Origin of the sequence: Methanolobus vulcani, from assembly GCF_900100715.1 — an archaeon.
Taxonomy (GTDB): domain Archaea; phylum Halobacteriota; class Methanosarcinia; order Methanosarcinales; family Methanosarcinaceae; genus Methanolobus; species Methanolobus vulcani.
This window is the reverse complement of sequence record NZ_FNCA01000001.1, coordinates 166,313-190,102: the sequence shown is the minus strand read 5'-3', so window position 1 is coordinate 190,102 and position 23,790 is coordinate 166,313. Positions and strand designations below refer to the sequence as shown.

The 23,790-nt window shown below is 40.1% G+C and carries 20 protein-coding genes and 3 tRNA genes; 12 read left to right on the top strand and 11 right to left on the bottom strand.

The genetic code is table 11. The features are described 5' to 3' along the window. Window positions 1-15 precede the first annotated feature (15 nt). The 4 genes from BLP52_RS00875 to BLP52_RS00860 all read left to right on the top strand — a co-directional run bounded on the left by BLP52_RS00875 (window position 16) and on the right by BLP52_RS00860 (window position 4,499). Window positions 16-1,707, top strand: a complete 1,692-nt coding sequence (locus BLP52_RS00875; protein ID WP_091707870.1) for an ATP-dependent DNA ligase — start codon at window positions 16-18, stop codon at window positions 1,705-1,707. Between the two features lie 72 nt (window positions 1,708-1,779). Next, window positions 1,780-2,172, top strand: coding sequence for a cupredoxin domain-containing protein (locus BLP52_RS00870; RefSeq protein WP_154717758.1), 393 nt, complete (start codon window positions 1,780-1,782; stop codon window positions 2,170-2,172). Between the two features lie 200 nt (window positions 2,173-2,372). Continuing rightward, the gene (locus tag BLP52_RS00865) at window positions 2,373-3,230 is read left to right on the top strand and encodes a phosphatase PAP2 family protein (protein ID WP_091707866.1); all 858 of its coding nucleotides are present in this window, start codon (window positions 2,373-2,375) and stop codon (window positions 3,228-3,230) included. A gap of 45 nt (window positions 3,231-3,275) precedes the next feature. Then, a complete protein-coding gene (locus BLP52_RS00860; protein ID WP_091707865.1) occupies window positions 3,276-4,499 on the top strand; it encodes an MFS transporter in 1,224 nt (407 codons plus the stop codon). Window positions 4,500-4,522: 23 nt separating this feature from the next. On the opposite strand, the gene BLP52_RS00855 is transcribed toward BLP52_RS00860, so the two are convergent. The 5 genes from BLP52_RS00855 to lonB all read right to left on the bottom strand — a co-directional run bounded on the left by BLP52_RS00855 (window position 4,523) and on the right by lonB (window position 12,257). Further along, the gene (locus tag BLP52_RS00855) at window positions 4,523-5,329 is read right to left on the bottom strand and encodes a response regulator (RefSeq protein WP_091707863.1); all 807 of its coding nucleotides are present in this window, start codon (window positions 5,327-5,329) and stop codon (window positions 4,523-4,525) included. After that, window positions 5,329-7,359: a CHASE4 domain-containing protein gene (locus BLP52_RS00850; RefSeq protein WP_091707861.1), complete on the bottom strand. Its 2,031-nt coding sequence runs from the start codon at window positions 7,357-7,359 to the stop codon at window positions 5,329-5,331. Before BLP52_RS00850 ends, BLP52_RS00855 begins: the two co-directional genes overlap by 1 nt. 292 nt (window positions 7,360-7,651) lie before the next feature. Continuing rightward, entirely contained in the window at window positions 7,652-8,962 is a 1,311-nt protein-coding gene (locus BLP52_RS00845; protein ID WP_091707859.1) for a TldD/PmbA family protein, read from the bottom strand. A gap of 1 nt (window position 8,963) precedes the next feature. After that, window positions 8,964-10,295, bottom strand: a complete 1,332-nt coding sequence (locus BLP52_RS00840) for a TldD/PmbA family protein (RefSeq protein WP_091707857.1) — start codon at window positions 10,293-10,295, stop codon at window positions 8,964-8,966. Between the two features lie 60 nt (window positions 10,296-10,355). After that, window positions 10,356-12,257 carry an ATP-dependent protease LonB gene (gene lonB, locus BLP52_RS00835; protein ID WP_091707855.1) on the bottom strand — a complete coding sequence of 634 codons (1,902 nt, stop codon included), beginning with the start codon at window positions 12,255-12,257 and terminating at the stop codon, window positions 10,356-10,358. A gap of 180 nt (window positions 12,258-12,437) precedes the next feature. On the opposite strand from lonB, the gene BLP52_RS00830 reads away from it, so the two are divergent. From BLP52_RS00830 to BLP52_RS00795, 8 genes are all read left to right on the top strand, one after another. Further along, window positions 12,438-12,881 (top strand): hypothetical protein, encoded by a 444-nt coding sequence (locus BLP52_RS00830; RefSeq protein WP_091707853.1) that lies wholly within the window; start codon window positions 12,438-12,440, stop codon window positions 12,879-12,881. A 492-nt stretch (window positions 12,882-13,373) separates the two neighbouring features. Beyond that, window positions 13,374-13,450 (top strand) — tRNA-Val (locus BLP52_RS00825). Between the two features lie 64 nt (window positions 13,451-13,514). Next, a tRNA-Phe gene (locus BLP52_RS00820) sits at window positions 13,515-13,587 on the top strand. A 12-nt stretch (window positions 13,588-13,599) separates the two neighbouring features. Continuing rightward, window positions 13,600-13,671, top strand: a tRNA-Gly gene (locus tag BLP52_RS00815). 118 nt (window positions 13,672-13,789) lie between these two features. Then, the gene (locus tag BLP52_RS00810) at window positions 13,790-14,014 is read left to right on the top strand and encodes a YgaP family membrane protein (RefSeq protein ID WP_091707851.1); all 225 of its coding nucleotides are present in this window, start codon (window positions 13,790-13,792) and stop codon (window positions 14,012-14,014) included. Between the two features lie 29 nt (window positions 14,015-14,043). Next, the gene (locus BLP52_RS00805; RefSeq protein ID WP_091707849.1) at window positions 14,044-14,472 is read left to right on the top strand and encodes an EVE domain-containing protein; all 429 of its coding nucleotides are present in this window, start codon (window positions 14,044-14,046) and stop codon (window positions 14,470-14,472) included. An 80-nt stretch (window positions 14,473-14,552) separates the two neighbouring features. Continuing rightward, complete coding sequence (locus BLP52_RS00800; protein WP_091707847.1) at window positions 14,553-16,274, top strand: alpha-amylase family glycosyl hydrolase; 1,722 nt, start codon at window positions 14,553-14,555, stop codon at window positions 16,272-16,274. Between the two features lie 114 nt (window positions 16,275-16,388). Then, window positions 16,389-17,690 (top strand): APC family permease, encoded by a 1,302-nt coding sequence (locus BLP52_RS00795; protein WP_091707845.1) that lies wholly within the window; start codon window positions 16,389-16,391, stop codon window positions 17,688-17,690. A gap of 59 nt (window positions 17,691-17,749) precedes the next feature. On the opposite strand, the gene BLP52_RS00790 is transcribed toward BLP52_RS00795, so the two are convergent. The 6 genes from BLP52_RS00790 to BLP52_RS00765 form a co-directional block, all read right to left on the bottom strand. Continuing rightward, complete coding sequence (locus BLP52_RS00790) at window positions 17,750-18,097, bottom strand: zinc ribbon domain-containing protein (RefSeq protein WP_202905700.1); 348 nt, start codon at window positions 18,095-18,097, stop codon at window positions 17,750-17,752. Between the two features lie 285 nt (window positions 18,098-18,382). Beyond that, a complete protein-coding gene (locus BLP52_RS00785; protein WP_091707843.1) occupies window positions 18,383-18,745 on the bottom strand; it encodes a DUF2149 domain-containing protein in 363 nt (120 codons plus the stop codon). After that, window positions 18,742-19,365 carry a MotA/TolQ/ExbB proton channel family protein gene (locus BLP52_RS00780; protein WP_091707842.1) on the bottom strand — a complete coding sequence of 208 codons (624 nt, stop codon included), beginning with the start codon at window positions 19,363-19,365 and terminating at the stop codon, window positions 18,742-18,744. Before BLP52_RS00780 ends, BLP52_RS00785 begins: the two co-directional genes overlap by 4 nt. A gap of 186 nt (window positions 19,366-19,551) precedes the next feature. Further along, window positions 19,552-22,173 carry an S-layer protein domain-containing protein gene (locus BLP52_RS00775; RefSeq protein ID WP_238380671.1) on the bottom strand — a complete coding sequence of 874 codons (2,622 nt, stop codon included), beginning with the start codon at window positions 22,171-22,173 and terminating at the stop codon, window positions 19,552-19,554. Window positions 22,174-22,366: 193 nt separating this feature from the next. Beyond that, on the bottom strand, window positions 22,367-22,579 hold the full coding sequence (locus BLP52_RS00770) for a winged helix-turn-helix domain-containing protein (RefSeq protein ID WP_091707840.1): 213 nt from the start codon (window positions 22,577-22,579) through the stop codon (window positions 22,367-22,369). 9 nt (window positions 22,580-22,588) lie between these two features. After that, entirely contained in the window at window positions 22,589-23,758 is a 1,170-nt protein-coding gene (locus BLP52_RS00765; protein ID WP_091707838.1) for a glycosyltransferase family 4 protein, read from the bottom strand. Window positions 23,759-23,790: the final 32 nt, after the last annotated feature.

Here is a 23,790-nt window from a genome sequence, read left to right as displayed (position 1 = left end):
TTTTAAGGGTGTAGTATGACAAGTTTCAAAGAGTTTGCCAGGGCATGTAAAGTTATTGAAGGAACCCCAGGTTCCCTTGATATGACTGTTCTGGTTGCGGAGTTACTTGAAAAGGTAACTCCTGATGAACTTCCTGTAGTAACCCATTTTGTGATGGGTGAGATTTTCCCTGCATGGAGCAGCGAGGAAATTGGTGTAGGCGCAGGTATTCTCTATAGTGCTCTTGCAAAGTCAGCAGGACTTTCAGTTACTGATATCAAGGAGCTGGTTAGGGAAACCGGTGACATCGGTAAAACAGCGGTCAAAGCATTGAAAAAAGTATCAAGCGGCCAGGCTACTTTTTCTTCTTTTATGGAAGAAAACTCTGATCTGTCTATTCTTGAGGTTTTTGCGAGATTCCAGGCTATGTCAAAGACATCTGGAAAAGGTTCTCAGACCTCTAAGATGAAGAATCTCCAGTATCTTTTCAATTCCGCCTCATCAGAGGAAGTAGGCTACATAGCACGTATTGCTGTTGAAGAGCTGAGGATCGGTGTCGGTGAAGGAATTGTTCGCGATGCGATCTCAAAAGCTTTTGATGTGCCTTCTGAAGAAATTGAAAGGGCTTTCATGCTTACAAATGATCTAGGGCTAGTAGCTGTAACTGCAAAAGAAGGCGGCAGGGATGCTGTTCAGTCTCTAGGACTTGAACTTAATCGTCCAATCCGCATGATGCTTGCTCAGGTTACTCCTGATTTTGAAGTTGCACTTTCTGATCTGGGAACCGCTGCGGTTGAATGGAAATTCGATGGTGCCAGGGTACAGATACATAAAGAAGGCGACAATATCACGTTATTCTCCCGCAGGCTTGAGAACATAACTGGGTCCCTGCCTGATATTGTGGAAGCTGTAAGGGAAAACATCGATGCGCAGTCAGCCATACTTGACGGTGAGGCAGTTGCAATTGATGAGAATGGCAGGCCAAGAGCTTTTCAGGATATACTGAAACGTTTCAGAAGAAAGTATGATGTACAGTCAACTGCTCGTGAAATTCCTCTGATATTAAATCTTTTTGATATAATGTATCTGAATGGCGAGGAATTACTTGATCTTCCCCTTGTTCAGAGAAGAGAAAAACTTGAGGGCTGTGTTAGGTCAGGGGATAAAATAAGGGTTGATACCCAGTATATTACAGATGACCTTGACAGGATAATGGAAGTATACAATGAAGCCCTGAAGGCAGGTCATGAAGGTGTCATGATCAAGAATCCCCAGTCTCCTTATTCTCCTGGAAAGAGGGGTAAGAACTGGCTCAAGAAAAAGCCGGTAATGGAGACACTGGATCTTGTGGTAATCGGAGCAGAGTGGGGATACGGAAGACGTACCAGTTATCTTGGTTCTTATGCACTTGCATGCCATGACCCTGATACAGGTCGATTTCTGCCTGTAGGGCGTGTAGCAACCGGTTTTTCCGATGAACAGCTTGCAGAGCTTACTGAGCTGTTTTCCGATCTTATTGTCACTGAAATTGGCACTGAGGTTGAGATAAAACCTGAGATAATATTTGAGGTTGCATTTGAGGAGATACAGAAAAGCGTCAATTACGATTCAGGTTATGCACTTCGTTTCCCAAGACTTGTCAATGTGAGGTCTGACAAATCCATAGAAGATGTGGAAACAATAGGCCGTCTTGAAGAAATGTATCTTGTCCAGCGTGAAAGGAATTGAATTCCAATTCACTACATTTTCTTTTTTTATTTCATCAAAAGTGTTATTAGGTAATAGCAATTCTTCTCAAATATGAGAATTAGAAGTCTTGCGTTCCTAATTTTATTTATATCACTTGTCAGTATGGCATTTTCAGGTTGTGTTGATAATAATTCAACGAATAATGTTCCAGCAGAAAATGTCTCTAATCAGGAAACAGTAAATGCCGAAACCATTGTGTATATCGAAAACTATGCTTTCCACCCAGATCATGTGACCATCTCACCAGGTGATACTGTCATGTGGGTTAACAATGACTCTGTGGCATTTATCATAAAAGGTACTCTTGTTGGCGGTGGGATCTTCCAGTCTCCGACTCTCAGAAAAGATGACATTTTCACATATACTTTTGAAGACAAAGGCACATACAGATATGAACTTGTAACTCATCCGTGGACAAATGTAGGTTTCATAGTTGTAGAATGATAATAGTAATTCCTGACCATTTTCTTTATGGCATGTAATTCCAGATATTCAGGAATAAATATGTCATAATATCTGTTTTTATTTGATAATACTCATATCTCATTTTCTCTAAACGAGGCATAACATTTATCTATCATTATAAAATAGTTTTATTTATTATCTATATAATTAATAAGCATAAAAAAGGGTAGAATGTTAAAATGACAGATATCCGCATAACATTGACACTTTTTACTGTTGTATTGTTTATGAATACAGTGGCATACTATGTTATCGTTCCTCCCGGTTACAGAAAAGAAAAAAGCTCCTCCAATGCAAAAGGTTTGGATAAACGGTCTTTTGTCATAGAATTATTGCCATATGTAGGACTCGTTTCTTTCGTATATCTTCTGATCAAATCACAGGAAATACTTATAAGGGAACTGGTAAACGTGATGGGTATTTCGCTTGACTACGGCCTTGCAAGAGATATATTTCTCCTTGAAGGCAGCAAAGTCAGCATCTTCCAGGCATTTACAAGTCCTGTACTTACATATGTAAGTTCTTTCATCTACATATTTGGCTTTTCATTTCTGCTGACGTTCACATTCATCTTTTTCCTGATGACAGACCAGTTGGAAACTTTAAAAGAATATACCGTTGCATTGTCTTTTATATACATGGTGGCTTTCCCATTCTACATATTCACACCTGTGAAAGTCACAGGTTATACTCTTCCGGGTATGACACCATTGCTTTATAATCTCAGTCCTTTGATAGCTAGTGGTTTGAGAACTGTGGATCCATCTTTTGACAATTGTTTCCCAAGTCTTCATGCAGCTCTTTCTATTCTTGCAATGTTTTTCATTCTTTTCAGGACTGATAATAATGCTCTAAAAGTAGTTGGCGTTCTTATGACACTGGCTATTCAGTTTACCATATTCTATCTTGGTATTCACTGGATTACTGATTTTATAGGAGGCATCATATTGGCACTTTTAAGCTATTATCTTGCCACAAAGTATCATTCACCAATAGCCAAGAAATTCCACCATGTAGTTTGGCCGGATAAACAGTAATTGCTTATTCGGTATTTTATACTTTAAACTACAATCAGGTGTTATATGAAAGACGTTGCATCCCAAAGTTCTTCACATGCCCATGATAAACTGGATCCTGCGCTATATGTGCTTTCATTGTCCAAATTATTCAAGGATCTTGGAACCGGGATGCTGGCTTTTTTGCTTCCGCTTTATATAGTTGGAATGGACAGTAATATCTTTTCAGGAACTCCCATAGTATTCAGAGCCGGACTCATAGCAACAGTTTTTGGCTTATCCAATGCTCTGTCTCAACCTTTTATGGGTCGTTTGTCCGATAGCCTGAACAGAAGAAAACCTTTTGTTGTAATGGGAATGGCAGGCTTTACTCTGATATCTTTTATCTATGCAAATACCAGCAATTTTGATCATATGATATTACTGAGGATAGTCCAGGGTATAACGGTGGGTGCCACTGTTCCTGCCATTGTTGCTATGGTTACTCATCTTTCGTCAAAAAGCACAAGAGGAACTGCGATAGGTATCTATTCTACAGTTCGTGGTTTTGGGTTTGGTACGGGGTCAATTGCAGGTGGTGTAATAGCCAGTTATTTTGGTTATGTCACAGCATTTTACGTATGTGCACTTCTTGGGCTTGCAAGTTTTATACTGATATCATTCTTTGTATCCGAAACACAGAACGGAAACTCATCCTCGTCTTCATCAAAGGAGCCTGCAAAAGGTTTCCAGTTCACTATTCTTTCCATTGCAATGTTCATGATGATGGCAGGTATCATGATAATATTTGCCTTCCTCCCTGAGTATGAATCAAGACTCGGGACCGGTGAGATCTCCCTGAGCATAGCGGTATCTGCTTATGTTATAGTAAGGGTCCTGTTCCAGACTCCTATGGGTTTACTTTCTGACAGGGTGGGGAGAAAAAAAATCATTGCAATGGGATTATTGCTGAACATTCCTATCGTTATTGGTCTTGGTTATGTGGAAAACGTAACTCAGCTAATTATTCTACGCGCTGTTCAGGGAATATCCATGGCTGCTGTGGAAACACCTGTAATGGCTCTGGCAGTTGACCTTGCAGGAATAGCAGTTAGTTCAAAGGTAAGTTCCATCACAGCTTCGCAGGCGGCAGGAATGGCACTAGGCCCTATAATGGGAGGTATCCTTGCAGGTTATATTTCATTTGAATTGCCTTTCTATATCTGTGCTGCAATGTTGTTGTTCTCACTCTTACTTGTAATTGTGGGTATAAAAGAACCTGCAGGCGCAGAGGTCGGCACAGCAGGTTGAATTTCGGCTAAATTATAATAAGCTTAACTGTAGGAGATATCATAGTAGTGGAAAGATCGCTCCATCTCTTTTCTCTCGGTTATGTCATAAAAGATGATTACGGCACCGATTATCTCGTTCTTCTTATTGGTGACCGGTGAACCTATGATATCAAGCGGTATACGTGTGTCATCCTTTGAAATGAGTATGGTATCCTCCTCAAGTCCGAAAAAGGCACCTTCTCTGAAAACCTTCCTTGTTGGATCCTCAGCATCCTTGTTACCTTCATAAACAACTCTGAACACTTCATTTATCTTGCATCCGAGTGCTTCTTTTCTGGTATATCCCGTGAGAGCTTCTGCAAGTGGATTTATGTATTTGATGTTACCGTTCATATCAGTGGATATAACTGCATCACCTATGTTGTCAAGAAGGGAATTGATACAATTCTCATGATTGAACTGCTTTTCTTTTTCCTTTTCCCGTTTATAGAGAGCGATCTCAATATTAGTTCTCAGTTCCCTCTCATCAAAGGGTTTGAGTATATGTCCGAAAGGCTCAGTAAGTTTAGCTCTCTGAAGTGTCTTTTCGTCAGAATAAGCTGTCAGGTATATTACAGGTATGTCATAATTATCGCGTATGGTCCTTGCAGCTTCAATTCCATCGATCTTCCCTTTAAGAACTATATCCATTAAAATAAGATCAGGTTGGCATTTGTCAATAAAGCTGATGGCATCTTCTCCACTATCTGCCATGCAGGGTACAGAGTATCCGAAATGTTCCAGACTATCTTTAATATCCAGAGCTACTATTTTTTCGTCTTCGACTATCATTATCTTTTCATTAGTCATCAGTAGTCCCTTCTCTTATAGGATAGTTGTTTGAATTTAATTCTGAATTCCGTACCGTTTCCTCTGATAAGCTCGATGCTGCCCTCTATCTGTTCCACTAATGAAACTACTAGTTGCATTCCCAATGAGTCCGTGTTCATGAAATCCAGATTTTCCGGGAATCCGATTCCGTTATCCCTTATTGTTAACATGTATTGACCATCGACATCCGGAACTATCTCGACGAATATTTCCCCCTTATGGTCTTTAAAAGCATGTTTCAGGGAATTTGAAACGATCTCATTGATGATAAGCCCAAGAGGTATGGCTGTATCAATATCCTGTGTTATGTTTTTAATCTTTATATCAATTTTGATATTCTCCGGGTCGCAGCCATATGTATTTAGAAGATATTTAGTCAGAGTCTCTATGTATGAAGAAAGTTCGATGTTCTCAAGGTCGCGCGACTGGTATAGTTTCTCATGTGCAATTGCCATTGATTTTGCCCGGTTCTGACTCTTTCGAAAGGCTTCAATGGTTTCTTTATCAGTGAATTTTCTGGACTGAAGCCGCAACATACTTGATATTATCTGGAGATTGTTCTTTACGCGGTGATGCACTTCTTTAAGGAGGATATCCTTCCTTCGCATCTCTTCCGCCTGTTTTATCTCTGTAATATCCTTGACAACCGCAAGAACCTCATCATCAGCAATGACAACGAACCTGACCTCAAAGTCTCTCATCTCTCTTTTTACAGGCATTGTGTAATGCATAGTATGGGTTTTGTTTGTCCGAAGTGCTTCTTCAATAATATCAAGTTCCATTTCTGCGATGTGTGCAGGGAGCACATCCTCAAGTGTTATATTAAGGTCGGTTTCAGGTGATTCGTATATGCAGCTGTCAGTGGAAAGTTTATAGTTGCATATCGTTCCATCCTTTTTGACCTGGAACATCATATCAGGCATGGCCTGTAAAATAGCATTAATAGTAGCGTCTCTTTTGATAACAAGTCTCTGTGATATTTCAAGTGATTCAAGCATCTTGTTTATTGAACTACTAAGGCTTGCAACTTCATCGCTTCCCTCGTATGATATTCTTTTAGTGAAATCTCCATTTTCACCGATCTCTCTTACTTCGTTCTGGAGTTTCTTCAGGCGGGAAATATGTGACCTATCAAGCAGCAGTGTAATCCCTGCCCCGAAAACGATTCCAGTTAACACAATAACCACAAGGAAATAATTGATAGCATTGACTCCCTGTTGATGGATATTCCTAAGCACTTCAACTTCAATGGAGAATGCATCGTTTCCATATATGTCATTGAAACTTACATAGGAATATATGCGACTATCATCTGTAACAGTAAATATAGTGCTGTTTGAATCATTGGTATTCAGGAATGAGACATTTCCTGTAATTTCTGTGTTCTTTATTTTTTGTAATTTCACAATAAGATTTGTAGTTTCATGTATTCTTGTTATTTCTTCTGGATCAATTATCCGACCCATGATCACAGTTCCGGCAATTGGGCCGCTGAAATCACTTTTCATAACTGGTTGCGATGTTATCATCACAGGTTTTTTGTTGAATACAAGAAAACCGGTTTTTCTGCTGCTGTAATTGGCATGTTCAAGAAGATAAGGATTATTTTGAAGGTGTTCTTCCAGTTCTTTTAAAGTGGATGAATTATTGTTCTTAATTGATCTTTCATATACCAATGATTCTGTTCCATTATAGAAAAGCATGAAATCATGTCTTTGATTGTAAAAAGTTTCATCCATGAGGTATTTTTCAGGATAATCACTATTTTTTCCCTGGACAAAGTCGTATGTTTCATCCCATACTGACCAGTCAGCAGCTTTATTTTCCAGGTCATGGTTTTCGAGTATCAATATGCTTTTGATGCAAATAGCGTTCTCAATGGCATCTTCTTCTTCCAGTTTATCATAGCTGTCAATAATGATGGAATGTGAACTCAGATATATAATAAGTATAAGACCTATGAGAGTTGCACTGATGATGCAATGTGTTTTTTTCTGAAGTGTTGCCATTCGTTTGCCCTTTTTAATGGATGCTAATTTTCCATTTATTTTTCATTCTCTGTATTGTTATATAACTGACTTATAATTTATATCTCTATATAATTGTTTCCTGTAACTGTGCATATTTATACATTTGTATGGTTAAATGATGTCAACGCATGCCTTAACTACTCGACAATTATCGTAGTTGTGCACAATTAAACTGGGATATACAGAAAAAGATGAAACAAAAAATAGTGGCTTGCAGAACTAATATGTTCCTGCAAGCATGTAATGAAGTAGTCATTTAAAAAAAAGAAAATTAACCAACTACACTCATGTCAGAGACTCTAATGGATGGGGTGATGGTTCCACCAACCTTGCGAACATCTGTTCCGGCACCATTGATATTTTTCAACATATCAAATATATTGCCGGAGATCATAAGTGATTTTATTGGTTTATCCAGTTTTCCATCTTTTATGGTGAATGAATTACGTGCTTCTACGGAAAAATCACCTGAAATGGCATTAGCGGTGTGAGCACCAATAACTGTGTTCACATAGACACCAATGTCAGTGTCAGCTATTATGTCACAGCTTGGAAAATCGATAATAAAATTCCTTGACCCCACAGAAGGTGTAGATAGATATGAGTTGCGGGCAGCATTACCTGTGCTTTCCACTCCATCTTTTCCTGCAGTATAAGTGTCATATAGATATGACCTGAATACTCCATCCTCTATCACTGTTGTTTTGCGTGATGCTACTCCTTCATCATCGGCAATTCCTGTGTCAATGCCGCCTTCAAGAAGTCCGTCATCATATATGGAGAGCTTCTCGTTTGCTATTATCTCATCTTTTCTGCCAATAAGGTTAGAACGTCCTTTCTGTACATTGTCAGCATCAATAGATGGTATAAATGTGTTTTCGATAAGATCTGAGAATGCAAACGGATGGATCACAACTTCGGTCCTGTGAGGCTCAATAGAAATTGTGTCCTGGGACTGCTTTGCAAGTTCTGCAGCATTCTTTCCGATTGCTGCAAAATCAAGATCATTCTTACGTGATATTGCGAAGTCATATGCAGTAGAGGTTTCACCTGCATTTGTAATTACATCAACAAAACCTGAGATTCCAGTGCCTTCTTCTGAAACTTCAACACCGTTTGTGTTGAGTATGAGTCTTTCTCCGTGGCTTCGGCTGAAACTTCCGGATGTGACTATGATTCCTGGTGTCTTTCTTGCAGCTTCCATCATTTCCATTGTATAGCCAATACATTCATCGAGTTCCATATTCTGAATCTCTTTGTCAAGAATACCTGAAACCGTTGGATACTTCTGGTTGGAAGGAAGTTCTTTCCAATCAGGATCAGCATCCTGTGTTTTTGCGGAACTCACTGCATTCTTAGCAGCTTCATCAATATAGCTCATGATGTTGGTACTGGAAAATCCCACAGCACCATCAATAATGGCACGAATACCGATTCCGGTTGTGATATTTTCCTTAGCACCCTCTATCATATCTTTCTGGATATTGACAGAGGTCTTCTGGCTTTTCATAATATAAACTTCAGCTTCTTTTGCACCATATTTTGTGGCTGCTTTCAGAGCTTTTTCAGCAAGGTCGTACATTTCATGCACCCCCTACCATTGCTTCAGAGATCATCAAATGCGGAGAACCATCGGTAACAGGTACAAGCTGTCCGCCTTTGCCACATCTTCCTGAATTCATTTTCAGGTCATCACCAACCATTTTTACATTGTTGAGTATCTCAAGGATCTTCCCGGAAAGTGAAACATCCCTGATGAGTGTTGTGAGTTTTCCATCTTCTATGAGGTATCCTTTTTCAGCATTGAACTGGAACACACCTTCTCCTGTGTTTACCTGTCCACCTCTGGAACCGATAAGGTACATTCCGTTTCCTATTTCCTCAAGCATTTCCTCGAATTTTGAACTACCGTTGTCGATGTATGTGTTACTCATACGGACTATTGGTTTGGAGTGTCCCTGAGCACGGCAGTGTCCGGGTGTTCCTCCCAGTTTTGCTGCGGTTTCTCTGGAATGCAGGTATGATTTGAGCACTCCATTTTCTATGAGTGTTGTTTTCTCAGTTTGTGAACCTTCATCGTCAAAAGGGAAATAACCATATTCATGCATTGTAGGGTCATCAATAATTGTTACAAGTGGGGATGCTATTGACTTACCTATGCGGTTCTCAAGGACTGAACTTCCTTCCAGCACGAGGTCTGCTTCAGAAGCATGTCCAACTGCCTCATGGGCGAAAACTCCAGCAAGCTCCGGGTCAAGGATCACCGGCATATTTCCACCTTTGGCAGGTTTTGCATCCAGAAGTTGTAATGCACTGTTTGCAGCTTCCTCTGCCAGTTCTGATGCATTATACTTATCGAATATCTCGTAACCTGTGACTCCAAAGCGGCTTTCCCTTCCTGCCTGATACATTCCGTTCCTTGAAGCTACAGCGCTAATAGCAAACCCGGTACGTACTACATCATATTCTCCTTCCACACCTGTGGAATCAGTATACATAACTTTGTATGATGATTCGCTGTACACTGCACTGGTGCTGCTTATACCTTCTTTTTTAGCGTGTTTTCCGAACTCTTTCAGGTTGCTGACCTTTTCTTCAAGGGAAATATCCAGAGGATTCTTCTTTATTTTTGGAGTATTTGAGACTACAGGACTTGCGATATCCTGCATCTTTACTTTCTCCTTAGGTGATTTCTCATCCATGCTCACTGCAAGTTCAGAGGCTGCACGTATGGCTTTTTCAACATCAAAATCTCCGTCTGCGGAAGTGAATCCCCAGGAACCGCCTTTAAGAGCTCTGACGGCTGCTCCTTTTGTAAAATTGACAGATATCTGTTCTATCTTGCCATTATCAAGGACAATAGACGTTGTAGTCCCCTCAATGATCCTTGTATCAAAAAAGTCTACGCTATGCATTATTAACTCCTCACTTTGTGAATGAAATAAAAATTTAAATAAATAAGTAACAGCCCCTGCTCACACAGGGACCACTTCAGGCATTTCGGTACCGGTCTTGAGGCTGCTGAGACTCTTAAGTTTCTCAAGGATCCTTTCCTTTTCAGGACCTACGAGACTGTGTTCTATAACTTCTACAATGTTGGTTACAGGAACTATCTCTATTTTATCCTTGTATGCATCTTCGATCAGTACGTCATCCTCGTTGGATTTTGGAATAATTACTTTCTTTATGCCAGCTCTTGCTGCTGCTTCGATCTTATAGGTAGCACCACCGATAGGAAGCACGTCTCCTCTTACGGAAAGCGAACCTGTCATGGCTACAGACTGATCGATAGGGATGTTCTCAAGAGCTGATATGACGGCAGTGGCGATGGATATGGATGCACTGTCACCTTCCACACCTTCATACGTTCCAATAAACTGGATGTGGATGTCATGGTTGCTTATATCCTTGCCTGTTACGTTCTTGATTACAGCGGACACATTCTGTACAGCTTCTTTTGCTATATCCTTGAGCATACCTGTTGCAATGACCTTACCTTCTGAGTTAGAGAGTGATGGAGCTACTCCTGCCATTATCGGCAGTACGATTCCTGAATCTCCTCCCATTACAGCAAGACCGTTTACTCTTCCTACTGCACTTCCCATCTTCTTGAAAAGCTGGTAATCGTTCTTGCGTTCAAGATAGCTGTCAGCAAGCTGCTGTTCGATTGATCTTGCCATCTTCTTTGCGGCAAGTACATGCTTTGCAGTAGCAACCGGTGCATCTTCTGATTGAGCAATGTCACCTGCAACTCTTATAAGACCTCCAAGGTCACGGAGTTTAAGTGTGAGATGTCCCTTTCTACCTGCTCTTCTTTGAGCTTCACGGATAACTTCATCCACAGCGGTCTGGTCAAATGGTGGTATATGGCCGTCTCTCATGACTTCCTGTGCCACGAATCTGACTAGAGTCTTGCGGTTTTCAGCATTATCTTCCATGGATTCCCTCATGAAAAGCTCGTATCCGTATCCCTTTATACGTGACCTGAGTGCAGGATGCATCTTTTCCATTGCATCAAGGTTACCTGCTGCCACCATGATAAAGTCACATGGTACAGGTTCTGTCTTGACAAGTGCACCTGAACTCCTTTCGGATTGTCCGGTGATCGGATATTCCTTTTCCTGAAGGGCTGTAAGCAGGCTCTGCTGAGATTCAAGGCTAAGGGTGTTGATCTCATCTATGAACAGTACACCCTTGTGTGATTTGTGTATGTCACCGCTCTCTACCCTGTCATGAGCTGGTGTTTCAAGACCACCAGACTGGAACGGGTCGTGTCTGACATCTCCAAGAAGTGCACCTGCATGTGTTCCTGTTGCATCAAGGAATGGTGCGTGTTCTTTCTGGTAGTTAGAAACAATGAGCTTTGGTATCATCATTTCTTCTTTTGGCATGAACTGGCGTGTTAAGAGCAATATCATTATCGCTGCAATGATACCCCACAGAAGCTGGCCGACGTAGAATGAATAGATAATGATACCGAATACCAGGATCATCATCAACATATTACGTGACTGGGCTTTTTTCTGTGCTTCCAGCTTGTGTGCCATTACGATCTCCCTGCCTTTTCCGGCAGGTACAGAACGTATCTTTGGATTGTTGTTATCTTCAGGATTTGGATATGCGAGTATATCCTGAAGTTCTTCTTTTGGAAGAAGTTCAGCCATTGCCTTTGAAAGCAGGGATTTACCCGTACCCGGGCTTCCTATCATCATTACATGCCTTCTCTGACTGGCTGCCTTTTTTACCACCTCCACTGCATGTTCCTGACCGATTATCTGGTCTATTAAGAGTTCCGGAACATCTATGGAGTCTGTGGTTTCGAAATTGTCCTCGTACAGTTCAATCTCTTCACTAGAATCAGTAGTCTCTTTTTCCATAGTCTTCTCGCAAGTTTTGTGGTTTGTTCACAGTTGTACGTACAAAATATATACTTGACGGTTTTTATAATTATGCAAGTCAAATTTATTATATTTAATTTGTGAGTAAAGTTAATATGAGTATAGTGGCATCAGAATATAAGAAATTATGCCTTCCTTTGTTGCTCAGGATATAATATTATGAAGCTGACAGCATTTCTGATCATAGCACTTATCATCTCCTTGCTTTCGTTTTCAGCCAGCAATAGCTTTATCTCCAACGGAGAGGAGTACATTCATTTTAAGCAGGTAACAATGAGATTTCAGGGCACAAATGCGGTAATATCCAGTTCCTATGGCCTGGATATGTTCTCAAGTATGTACATATCTCTTCTGGGCGCGCACAATCTGGAACCTTCAATTGATACTTTCTTTTCGGATTTCGGGGATATTGAGGTAGTTGAGATTGGCAGGGACCATGCTGTGATATTTGCTAAGAATGTTTCACGTAAGAATGATGCCTTCTATCTTCATGATTCACATGCTCTGAATGGAACCGTAGATGTTTTGACCATGGTTTATCCGGACGGATCTACAAAAAGTATTGCTGATGCCAATTCCACTCCAGACACATTTTATAGTTAATGAAGTTTAATAATCTATTAGCTGTAATTAACTCTCCAATTATCTACAAGTATTGCTGTTTCTTACTGGTTGCCCGGAAGTTTATTTTCTGTCAGGGCGCAAGGTATCTATTTCCATAGATGTGCCGCATGTGCTGGTTTGAATGTTAGGCTTTAATCTGTGTATTATCTGCCCTGTGTATTTCTTATGTGTAATAGTGTCTATTGATGTTGAATATTTGTAACATATCTCATTATTTGGTATAGAGCTGATTTAGAGGGAACTTATTGTATCTATACTTGCAGATGTTCTGTTGCAAATATGAATTATTGCTGGCATGTGTTAAGGATACTGTTCTTTATATGCAGGGTCAGGTATTATGTCTGTTTACCCAAAAGGTTTATCACCTATTATGCATTATGAGGGGTGCTGATAAGCGCCAAGGCGTGCGATAATAGCACTAAAGTGTTAGAAAGCAGCAAGGTGTTTACAGATATTCGCAAACTGCATAATGGGCTCGTGGTCTAGCTGGTCATGACGTCGCCTTGACATGGCGGAGGTCCGGAGTTCGACTCTCCGCGGGCCCACCAAAAACAGTCTTGCAACAGTTAAGTTTAAATGTAAAAGCAACATTTAGGTGCTTCGGGTCATCATGCCCAGGTAGCTCAGTTGGGAGAGCGCTGCCCTGAAGAGGCAGTTGTCCCCGGTTCAAGTCCGGGTCTGGGCACCTAAGCAAAGCACACCAGTAGTGTAGCGGTTATCACCGGGCGTTGCCAACGCTCGAACCCGGGTTCGAATCCCGGCTGGTGTACTTCACTCTTTTCTAACTAAATATCAGAACCTTTTATCTGTAAGTTTGTCCATATTTTCTGTGTTCAGAATAGTCATTTACTTGAAATTCTGTTCAATTTACCTAAGGGAGTGAATATATGGATACGAATGAATTATTATTCAAGGAGAATGTAGGCGGTTTTGATCTTTTTATCAGGGCACTTTTGGGAACGCTGGCAATAATTGCCCTTGCAATGGATCTGGTAGCACCGGGTATATGGCAGTGGATACTTGCTCTGATTGCACTTATTGGGCTTTTTTCATCGATAACAAGGCACTGTCTTCCATATTCTTTGATGGGTTTTAGTACAGCTAGAAAGTAAAAGCTGACTATCAGGATTGGAGTCTAAATATGCAAAACAAGGTTGGATACTGGCTCATAGTTGCATCCAAGGATCATGTGCTTGCAGGAATACATGGGGGCTTCACCCAGGCTTCTCACGGCAGGAGCTCTCCCCTGGAAAAGATGAATATTGGTGACTGGATAGCATACTATTCTCCAAAAAGAATATACGGCGATACCAAACCATATCAGAGATTCGTGGCAATTGCAAGGGTTACCGGGGAAGAGGTATTTCAGGTGAACCTTTCGGCTTCATTTAAACCATATCGGCGTGAGGTTGAATATCTTGCCGACATCCATGAAACAGATGTCGGGCCGCTGATACCTCAACTGGAGTTCATCAAGAATAAAGCCCGTTGGGGTATGTTTCTCAGAAATGGTTTCCGCTCAATTTCCAGAGATGACTTCATGCTTATATGCTCAGATATGCGTGACTGATCTAATACGATTTTATTAATACTCTGCACAGGGTACAAATGATTATTATCTTTAAGACACAATAATTAACAGGGATTCATATGGGAGAAAATATCCGATCTGTTAAAGACATTAATTTTGATATTCAAAATGGTGTTTTTCCTTCTCCTTCAGACTGGAGGGATGTGTTCATTTATTTTTTGCTGGTGGACAGGTTTGACAACAATGTGGGTGATACAGAACCTTACAGCAACTCATCAGAGCCGCAGGTGCTTGATATTTCACAGGGAAAGAAGTTTCAGGGGGGCAATATCAAAGGCATAACCAGAAGACTTGATTATATCAAAGGTCTGGGTGCTAATGCCATCTGGTTAAGTCCGGTATTCCGTAACAGACAGGAAATAGATGAAAGCTATCATGGTTATGGGATACAGGATTTCCTGAAGGTGGATGAAAGATTCGGAAAGCTAGAAGACCTTCAGGAGCTTGTAAAAGAAGCTCATAGTCGTGATATGTATGTAATTCTGGACATTATAATCAATCACACAGGAGACAACTGGGAATATCCCGAAGACGATCCATATTATTACTGGAAGAATGCCCCAGGTCCTTTTGATTTTGGAGCATGGCGTACTTTTCCCACTGATAATGATCACAATAGTATTGGTGAAAACGATGCTGTCTGGCCACAGGAACTTCAAAGTCCTGAATGTTACAAAAGACGAGGTCAGATAACTGACTGGAACGATCCTGAGCAGGCTGTAAATGGTGATTTCTTCACTCTGAAAGAGCTTGATGTAAGCAGACCAGATGTACTTGATACATTAATAAAGATCTACAAATACTGGATAAAAGAGACTGATATAGATGGGTTCAGGATAGATACTGTAAAGCATCTGGAGTCCAGTTCAACAGCTATTTTCTGTAATGCCATCAAGGAATATGCCAAGTCTATCGGCAAACACAATTTCTTCATTTTCGGGGAAATAGTAGGAGATGACACAACCATACAGAAATACATTGGCCGCAACAGTCGTATTCCGGGTACCAATGAACGTTTTCCTTCCCTTGATGCTGCACTGGATTTTCCCCTGTATTTCGTGCTTGAGGAAGTGATAAAAGGTTTCAGTAATCCTGAAGTTCTCAGGAACAGATATGAGGCTTTCAGGAACCTTTATACTGACCATGGTGAAGCCGGCCGTTATTTTGTAACCTTCGTAGATAATCATGACCAGATGATAAGGCCATACAGGCGTTTCATGCATGGGAACAACATTCATCAGCAGGCTGTTCTTGCAATGACATATTTACTAACAAGTCAGGGCATACCCTGCATTTATTACGGCACAGAGCAGGGTTTTGATGGCGGTGGAGAAGATGATGCATATATCCGTGAGTGTATGTTTGGTGGTGAATGGGGAGCATTCAGGACACAAGGATATCATTTCTTCAATCCGGAAAATCCGATCTATTGTGGGATATCAGAAGTGGCAAAGATCAGAATGTCAGAACCCGCATTGAGATATGGAAGGCAGTATTTCAGACAAATTTCTGAAAATGGCACAGATTTTTTTTATCCCTTATCAGGCAAAAATACACTGGCATATTCGCGCATACTTGATACAAGCGAAGTTCTTGTAGCAATGAACCTTGATCCAGAACCAGGGGAAGATTGTATTATCATAGATAGTAGTCTTCACAGCAAAGGTCAGAAAATGACGAATTTGCTTTGTCCTGAGCAGCAATTCATAATTGAACAATCAGGTGAAGCAATGTTTGTAAAAGTAGATCTTGATGCTCACTCCATGGTTATTCTAAAATAAGGGCAAATATCTGGACAACTATCGTTAAATTCATTGATCACTAAGCTCTCTCAGTTTTATTTATGAAAACATACAAGTAGTTTCAACCAGCTTTTATTACCCGGGGGGTAAATATTGAGTCAATACAAATCTGGAAGCCTGACGCTAACAGGTGCTGTTTCTCTTGGGACAGGCGTAATGATAGGTGCAGGTATATTTGCACTTCTGGGGCAGGTTGCTGAACTTGCGGGACAATGGTTTCCCGCAGCATTTGTAATTGGTGCGATTGTTGCAGCATTTAGCTCATATGCTTACATAAAAATGTCAAATGCCTATCCTTCGGCAGGAGGAATTGCAATGTATTTGAAAAAAGCCTATGGTAAAAAGGTCATAACAGGCTTTAGTGCGCTACTGATGGCATTTTCCATGGTGATCAACGAAAGTCTTGTTGCACGTACTTTTGGTACATATACATTACAGTTATTTGATATTCAGCAGGGAAGTTTTCTTATCCCTGTTTTAGGTGTTGTTTTATTGGTTTTTGCATTTATTGTGAACATTTCAGGTAATGATGTAATCGAAAAGATTTCATTCAGCATGGCTTTTATCAAAATAGGTGGAATTGCTATTTTTGGAATAGTCGGTCTCTGGCTTGCAGACTTTTCCTTTTCTTCAGTATCAACTGACGTATCATCCTTTTCTTCAATGGGATTTCTGGCAGCTATTGCCCTTTCAGTGCTTGCTTATAAAGGTTTTACAACTATAACCAACAGTGGTTCTGAAGTCGAAGATCCGCATAAGAATGTGGGAAGGGCAATAATCATTTCTCTTTCAATATGCACAATACTTTATCTTTTAGTATCACTTGCAGTTTCAGGAAGTCTTAGTATTGCTGAAATTTCACAGGCAAGAGATTTTGCCCTTGCAGAAGCAGCAAGACCAGTCTTTGGTAGCTTTGGTCTGTGGTTTACCGTGTTGTTAGCCATAATTGCCACGGTCTCTGGTATTATTGCCAGTGTTTTTGCGGTGTCACGAATGCTTGCAATGCTAACAGAAATGGAGCTTGTTCCACACAGTCATTTTGGCATGCCTGGAAGTGTACAGCAGCATACACTGGTTTATACAATAGTGATTGCTATTATTCTGACAATATTCCTTGATCTTAGTCGTATAGCTTCTCTTGGAGCTATTCTCTATCTTGTAATGGATATTGTTCTGCAATGGGGCGTTCTACGCAAATTGCAAAAGGACATTAATGCAAATCCTCTGCTAATAACTATAGCGATATTGCTTGATTCAATTGTACTGTGTGCATTGGTTCTATTCAAGGCTTCATCTGACAGAATGTTGATTGTAATAGCATTCATTATGATGGTTTTTCTATATGTAGCTGAAAAAAGGTTCCTTAGATCCAATGATACTTCTGGATCCAGCTAAAACGAAGTAATTGATAAAAAAGAAGAAATAAAATCAACTTGATTTTGTAAAATTTACTTTTACGTCTTTTCCATCATCCATCTTTTAAGGTTTGGAATAAGCTTCATATTCATTTCTTTTGCTTCTTTTTCAGGCATCATGTTCATCTCAACCATCATATGTGTGCATTTATTGATCATATCGTCCATGCATATATCAGGTTCTGTGAAATCACCTTTCTGATAACAATGTGTGCAATAGTTATTGTTCATTGAACCATCTTCATTAGTTCCGAAATCCATGTGATCTTTCATTGGCATTCCGCAACTCTGGCATAAATTCATGTTTTCCATGTCCATCATATCCATATCGTCCATATCCATGGATTTCATATTCATCGAGTTCATTTTCATTGAATTCATATCCATACATTACTCCTCACACTAGTTCGTTCAGGATTTCATCATTTGTATATTTTATGTGGCATCTATATGTATATATTGGCGTTCATATATATACATGTGCAAAAATTGCACAGAACAATTAATCGTGAAAAAATGATTAAATAGTGCTAAGAATAAAAAAGATGTTTTAGTTTATATTTTAATTATTATACAAACTCATATGACTACATTTTTGTGATTTTATATCAAATATAGTGATCTTAGCTTTCAAATCAGTATGATTATTGAAAATCCAATTGCAGATTTTTTTTAGGTTCCTGTTGAGTTACCATCATTTGGAACATACACAATGGTACCATCCGGCAATCTATAAGCAGCGCCAAGATATTCTCCTGCTCCAGTACCCTTATTCTCACTCATATCAAGCACTTTTACAGGTTCACCGGCTTCTTTAATGATCATTTCCATATTCTTCGCACCGGGATTTTTCACAATGGTTATGTTCTCTGTGGGGCTCAACAGTTCCGGAAGCTGATAGGACATGACAAGTGCCACCAGAAGTGCCACAGAGAATACCATTGCAATGTCAAAGAGGTTCGCTACACCAGTAAGCGGGTTCTGTTCCTCATCGTCATATATCTGCTTTCGGCGGTCATTCCTGCTGCGTCTCATTCTTTAACCTCCAGGGTGTCAAGGATGTAATCAATATCAGCCATATCCTGCCAATACCATCTTTTTCTTATCTGGGTGAGCACATATCCTATGCTTCCTGCAAAAAGTCCTATAACAGTTGTTGCAAATGCTATCATGAGGTTGTTAGCCAGTTCCTCTATATTTCCCTGTGAAAGGCCTATAAGTGCAGGTCCAAGTGGAATAAGAGTTCCCATAAGTCCTACCATTGGTGAGATTGTTGCAACAATTCTGGTTTGTTCCAGTCTTTTTGCCATATTTATTTCGTATTCCTGGACTATCCACTCAAGTGACAGAAGATCTTCCTTTTCAATATGATCAGCCGCACTTAATGCAAAGTTTTTCACAAGGAAGTTCTGTTTGAGAATTCGGAGTGAGCCTGCAGCCTTTTCATAATCTTTGGTGAGTATGTGTTTACGAGTACTGCTGCAGCAAAGTTCTAGATTCTCCGTATCACGTTTTCGTTTCAACGATTCTGAAATGAATTCACCGATCAGTATCAGGGAATAAACAGCAAGCAATATCAGTACTATTATCACCGGGTACAACAGTGTTGATGAGAAAGTGTAGAGTATATCAAAGATATAGGAAGTAATGTCCATTTAAATGCCTTCTTAAATCCTGTTTTAGAGCGTAGTGTATTCTGACTATATAAATACTCAATTACTTAAGCTTCTCTATCAGTATAAAAATAACTGGAAACTAGTAAAAACGCTCGATGATTAATTCAAAAAAAGAATATAAGCACCTGCATAAATGCAGGCACAAATCGAATTTTAAGTTTCTGTTTATTTGTTCTCTTTCCTACGTATCAGCATTGCAACAGCGATGAAGGCCATTACAGACACCAGAACTCCAGGACCTGGAATAGAACTCTTTTCGACATTAAAAGTTGCTGTAGAACTGCCAACCTGTGCTTCGTAGGTTCCGGCTTCATTCTCAGAGACTGTAAATGTCAAAGAAGTTGATTGTCCTGCATCAAGTGAAACACTTTGTGAATCCACAGTTGTTCCATTGATCATCAGTTCAACATCCTTGTTACCTGCTGCTGTTCCGGTGTTTGTTACATCTACTGTTACATTTACATTTTCACCTGTCTTTGCAAGGATAGGACTTACCTGAAGGTTTGAGTATGAGAACTTTGCTTCAAGAGCAAGAACCTCCAGATTCAGTTCAGCATCAAGGTAACTAGTTGATGATGTTGTCAGTTTGTGCATTCCTGTTTCTTTTACCGTGTATGTAAGTGTGCCGTCTGTGCTGGTGTTTCCAATGAACTTGTTGTCATAAGAAACCTGAACATCCTTTACAGCATCTCCTCCGATGGCAGTCATCACAGAGATTGTGATAGTATCATCCTGAACAACTGTTTCCGGTGAAACCTCAATTATAAGCTTCTTTGTGGCATCATCGGGAGAGATCACTTCTACCTTTTCACTTGCAGAAACAAATCCCTCTTTCTCGGCTGTCACAGTGAAAGTACCTGCGGTTTTCGGAGTGTATGTTATTGTTCCATCAGTGGCTGTATCTCCTACCTGCTCCTTTGCGAACATCACCGTAGCACCGCTTACAGCAGCACCTCTTGATGTTACTTTTATTTCGATTTGCTCATTTTGTTTCAGCACTGAATTTATTTCGAGTGCAAGTGATTCTGAAGGTAAAGTAGAGACTTTTACGAAAGGATAGTAGCGTACATCACTGGAATCGGCAACATTGAATGAAACATCGCCCATAATCTCAATGGTATTTCCTCTGGTAAGTGAAACAGAGTCCTTGTTCTTAAGGATGATCTGGTCGGATGCGAAACTAGTAACTTCCATTTTTCCAAACATATCATTATCTGAGATTTCCACAAGGTCTTCTGAGATCTGGAAGATACCTTCAATGAATACGGCATTAGTCTCTGTTCCCTGGAAGATATCATTGAAATGCACTACTATCACAGGTATCTTATCTGTGGAGCCAAGTTCTTTCTCATAAACATAGTCATCGTTTGAAGAAACGATGCCCGTATCGACCTGATCTCCATCCTTTGTAAGACTTACCATGACACTGTCACCATTAACATCTACCTCCACGACATCAAGCTTATATCCGTTGTCCAGTGCCAGTGAAGAACCGGAATATAGTGAGGTCTTACTGTCATCATCAATGAGGACTTTAGAGAGTTTGCCATTTGAAAGAAGACTTACATCACTGGTGAACTTGTTGTTAGGGTATCCTGCGAAATATTTCTCAGCCATGAAACCCATAACCTGGAAATCTCCCCAGTCCTTGTGTTCAAAACTGACATCAGCTGGTATACTCTTGTAAACAAGATTTCCGTCGCTTATTGTTCGTCCACTCAGGCTGGTTATCTCAAGGGATTCAGTTCCCACACCTTCATCGATATTGTAGTAGAAACCTTCAAAGTTCAGAGGTGTCCATTTTAGTCCTTCGCCTTCTGCGACCGTACCTCTGAGCTCATAAGTTCCCGGTTCAGACATATCCAGCTCAGGTCCGAATCTCAGTGTGCTGCTGTCAGCAACTATGAATTTTAACTTGCCCATTATACTGATAGTATTACCTCTCCCAAGTGTGATACCATCTGAATTTTCCATTGTGATCATGTCAGAGCTTAAGGTATTGATTTGCATTTTTCCAAAAGTATCTCCTGATGTTATCTCAACATAGTCTTCAGAGACCTGGAAAACACCCTGTACAAATACTGCATTTGTTTCTGTTCCCTGGAAGATGTTGTTGAAATGAACTGCAATTATTCCAACTTTATCACTGGTTCCAAGTTCTTTCTCATATACATAATCGTCATCTGAAGAAACTATACCAGTGTCTACTTCTGTTCCATCTTTTTTCAGGCTCACAAGAACACTATTTCCGTTCACATCAACTTCTTCAATGTTTAGTTCGTATCCTTCTTCAAGTACAAGAGATGAGCCTGAATACAATGATACTTTTTCATCGTCATCACGTAGTACTTTTGCGAGGATTCCGTCAGATATCAGGCTGACACTATTACTTGTATATTGTGTATTAGCAGTATAACCTGCAAAGTATCTTTCAGCCATAAATCCGATAACCTGATAGGAACCCCAGTCGCTGTGTTGGAAATCTGTGCTAATAGGAGTTGTTGAATACTTAAGGTCTCCTTCTCCTATACTTCTGTCACTGTTGCTATCAAGCTTGATCGTAAGTGTTTCCGATCCTTCGCCTGAGTCAAGGTCATAATAGAACCCTGAATAGGTCAGTGCGGTCCAGTTATAATCAAGAGAGAGATTTTCATCTGCATCCCATATTCGGTTCCCTGTGCTGTTACTTGCTGCCATTGCAGTGCTTGTTAATACTACTACTGCGATCAACAATAGCATAGGCTTAAAAACCAGTTTCTTATCTGGTTTACTTTTAATTTTCATCATATAATTCCCCCTATATCTGTTTTTAATAAGTACTTAATTTATTGAGGTTTACATATATCAAATTACTCCGTAACATACTGTAATTTTTCAGTAATCCTCAAAACTATAAAAATTAGTTTTTTATAGACTCTGAATATGAAAAAAGTAACCTGAGATAGCTTTCAAGTCTCAGGCGATAGTCTGATCTATATGTTTACTTCAATCTTAAAGACCATGAATTTCCATTCTTGGCCATACATATCTTGTCTTCTCTTGAAAGCCAACCGATAGCCATGAATGCCATCTGTTGGTCATATCCATTATCCTTCAGATGGCTTTTCAGGTTCGCCATATTGGATTCTCCATTCTCGAGCAATTTGTAAACACAACCTGCTGCTTCACCTATACTTAAACACATTTCGTCCATATTATCACTTCATTCTATTTTGTTATAAACTTCAACCGTGTTTCTTGCAATTGTATCCCAGCTAAATTTTGTTTTGACAAGTTTCTTTCCGTTAGAACCCATACTGGGTGTTCGTGAATCCAGGCCTTCCAGAGCGTAATTAATACCCCATGCAATTGACTCCGGGTTCCTGTAACTAAGCACACCGTTCTGGAAATTGTCTACAATTTTCACAGCATCTGTTGCAACCACTGCTTTTGTTGCGTCCCATGATTCCAGTACAACAATTCCGAAAGGTTCGTTCCTGCTGGGGACGCACGTCATATCACATGCGTTAGTCCAATCTTTAAGTACATCATCGGAAGAGTATCCTAAGAAATGACATGAATTTCCAATATTCAGATCATTGGCAAGGTTCTGGCAATATGGCCTCATTTCGCCTTCACCGATAAATACAAAATGTGCTCCCCAGTTGTTCCCATCAAGCACTTTAGGAATGGCTTTGACCAGCAGGTCCGGTCCTTTCTGGTAGTGCATTCTGCCTGTGAAAAGTATAACCGGTGAGTAAGGATGGATACCATAATCCCTCTTGATAGAGCCAGCATCAACGTCTCTTTCCATTTTACCAGGAGAGATGCCATTTGGGATAATATCTATTTTGTAGTCAGGGATACTGTAGAGATCCTGAACTTCTCTTTTGAAATTGTCTGAAGTAATTATTACCTGTGAACTCTCATAGCCTCCAAGCCATTCCCTATGGGAAACATCATGAGCCGTAGAAGAGTTAACGTGTGTATTTCCGTTCCTGCCCCATTCAGTGCTATGGTACGTCATTATGTATGGTTTACCTAGCTCGTATTTGATACGGTTCAATACGTTCACCGGATGCCAGTCATGTCCGTGGATTATATCGAAATCCCCGAATTCTTTTGAAACCTGAATAAAACGCGAATACATGGCATCGCACATTTTGTTCATCTGGGAAAGTATATCTCCCGATTCGTCAAAATTACATCTCTGGTAATGAACACCGTTTATTTCATCGTAATCCCGGTACCAGGCACTGCGAGTAAAAATATGGACTTCATGTCCCAATTTAGCAAGCTGTTCTGATAACTCTGTCACATGGGGTGCCAGTCCACCGACCTTTGCCGAGTGAAGACTCTCCCATGAGAACATAGCAATTCTCATAGATTCCATAATTCCCACACACTTTTTATAATAAAACCCAA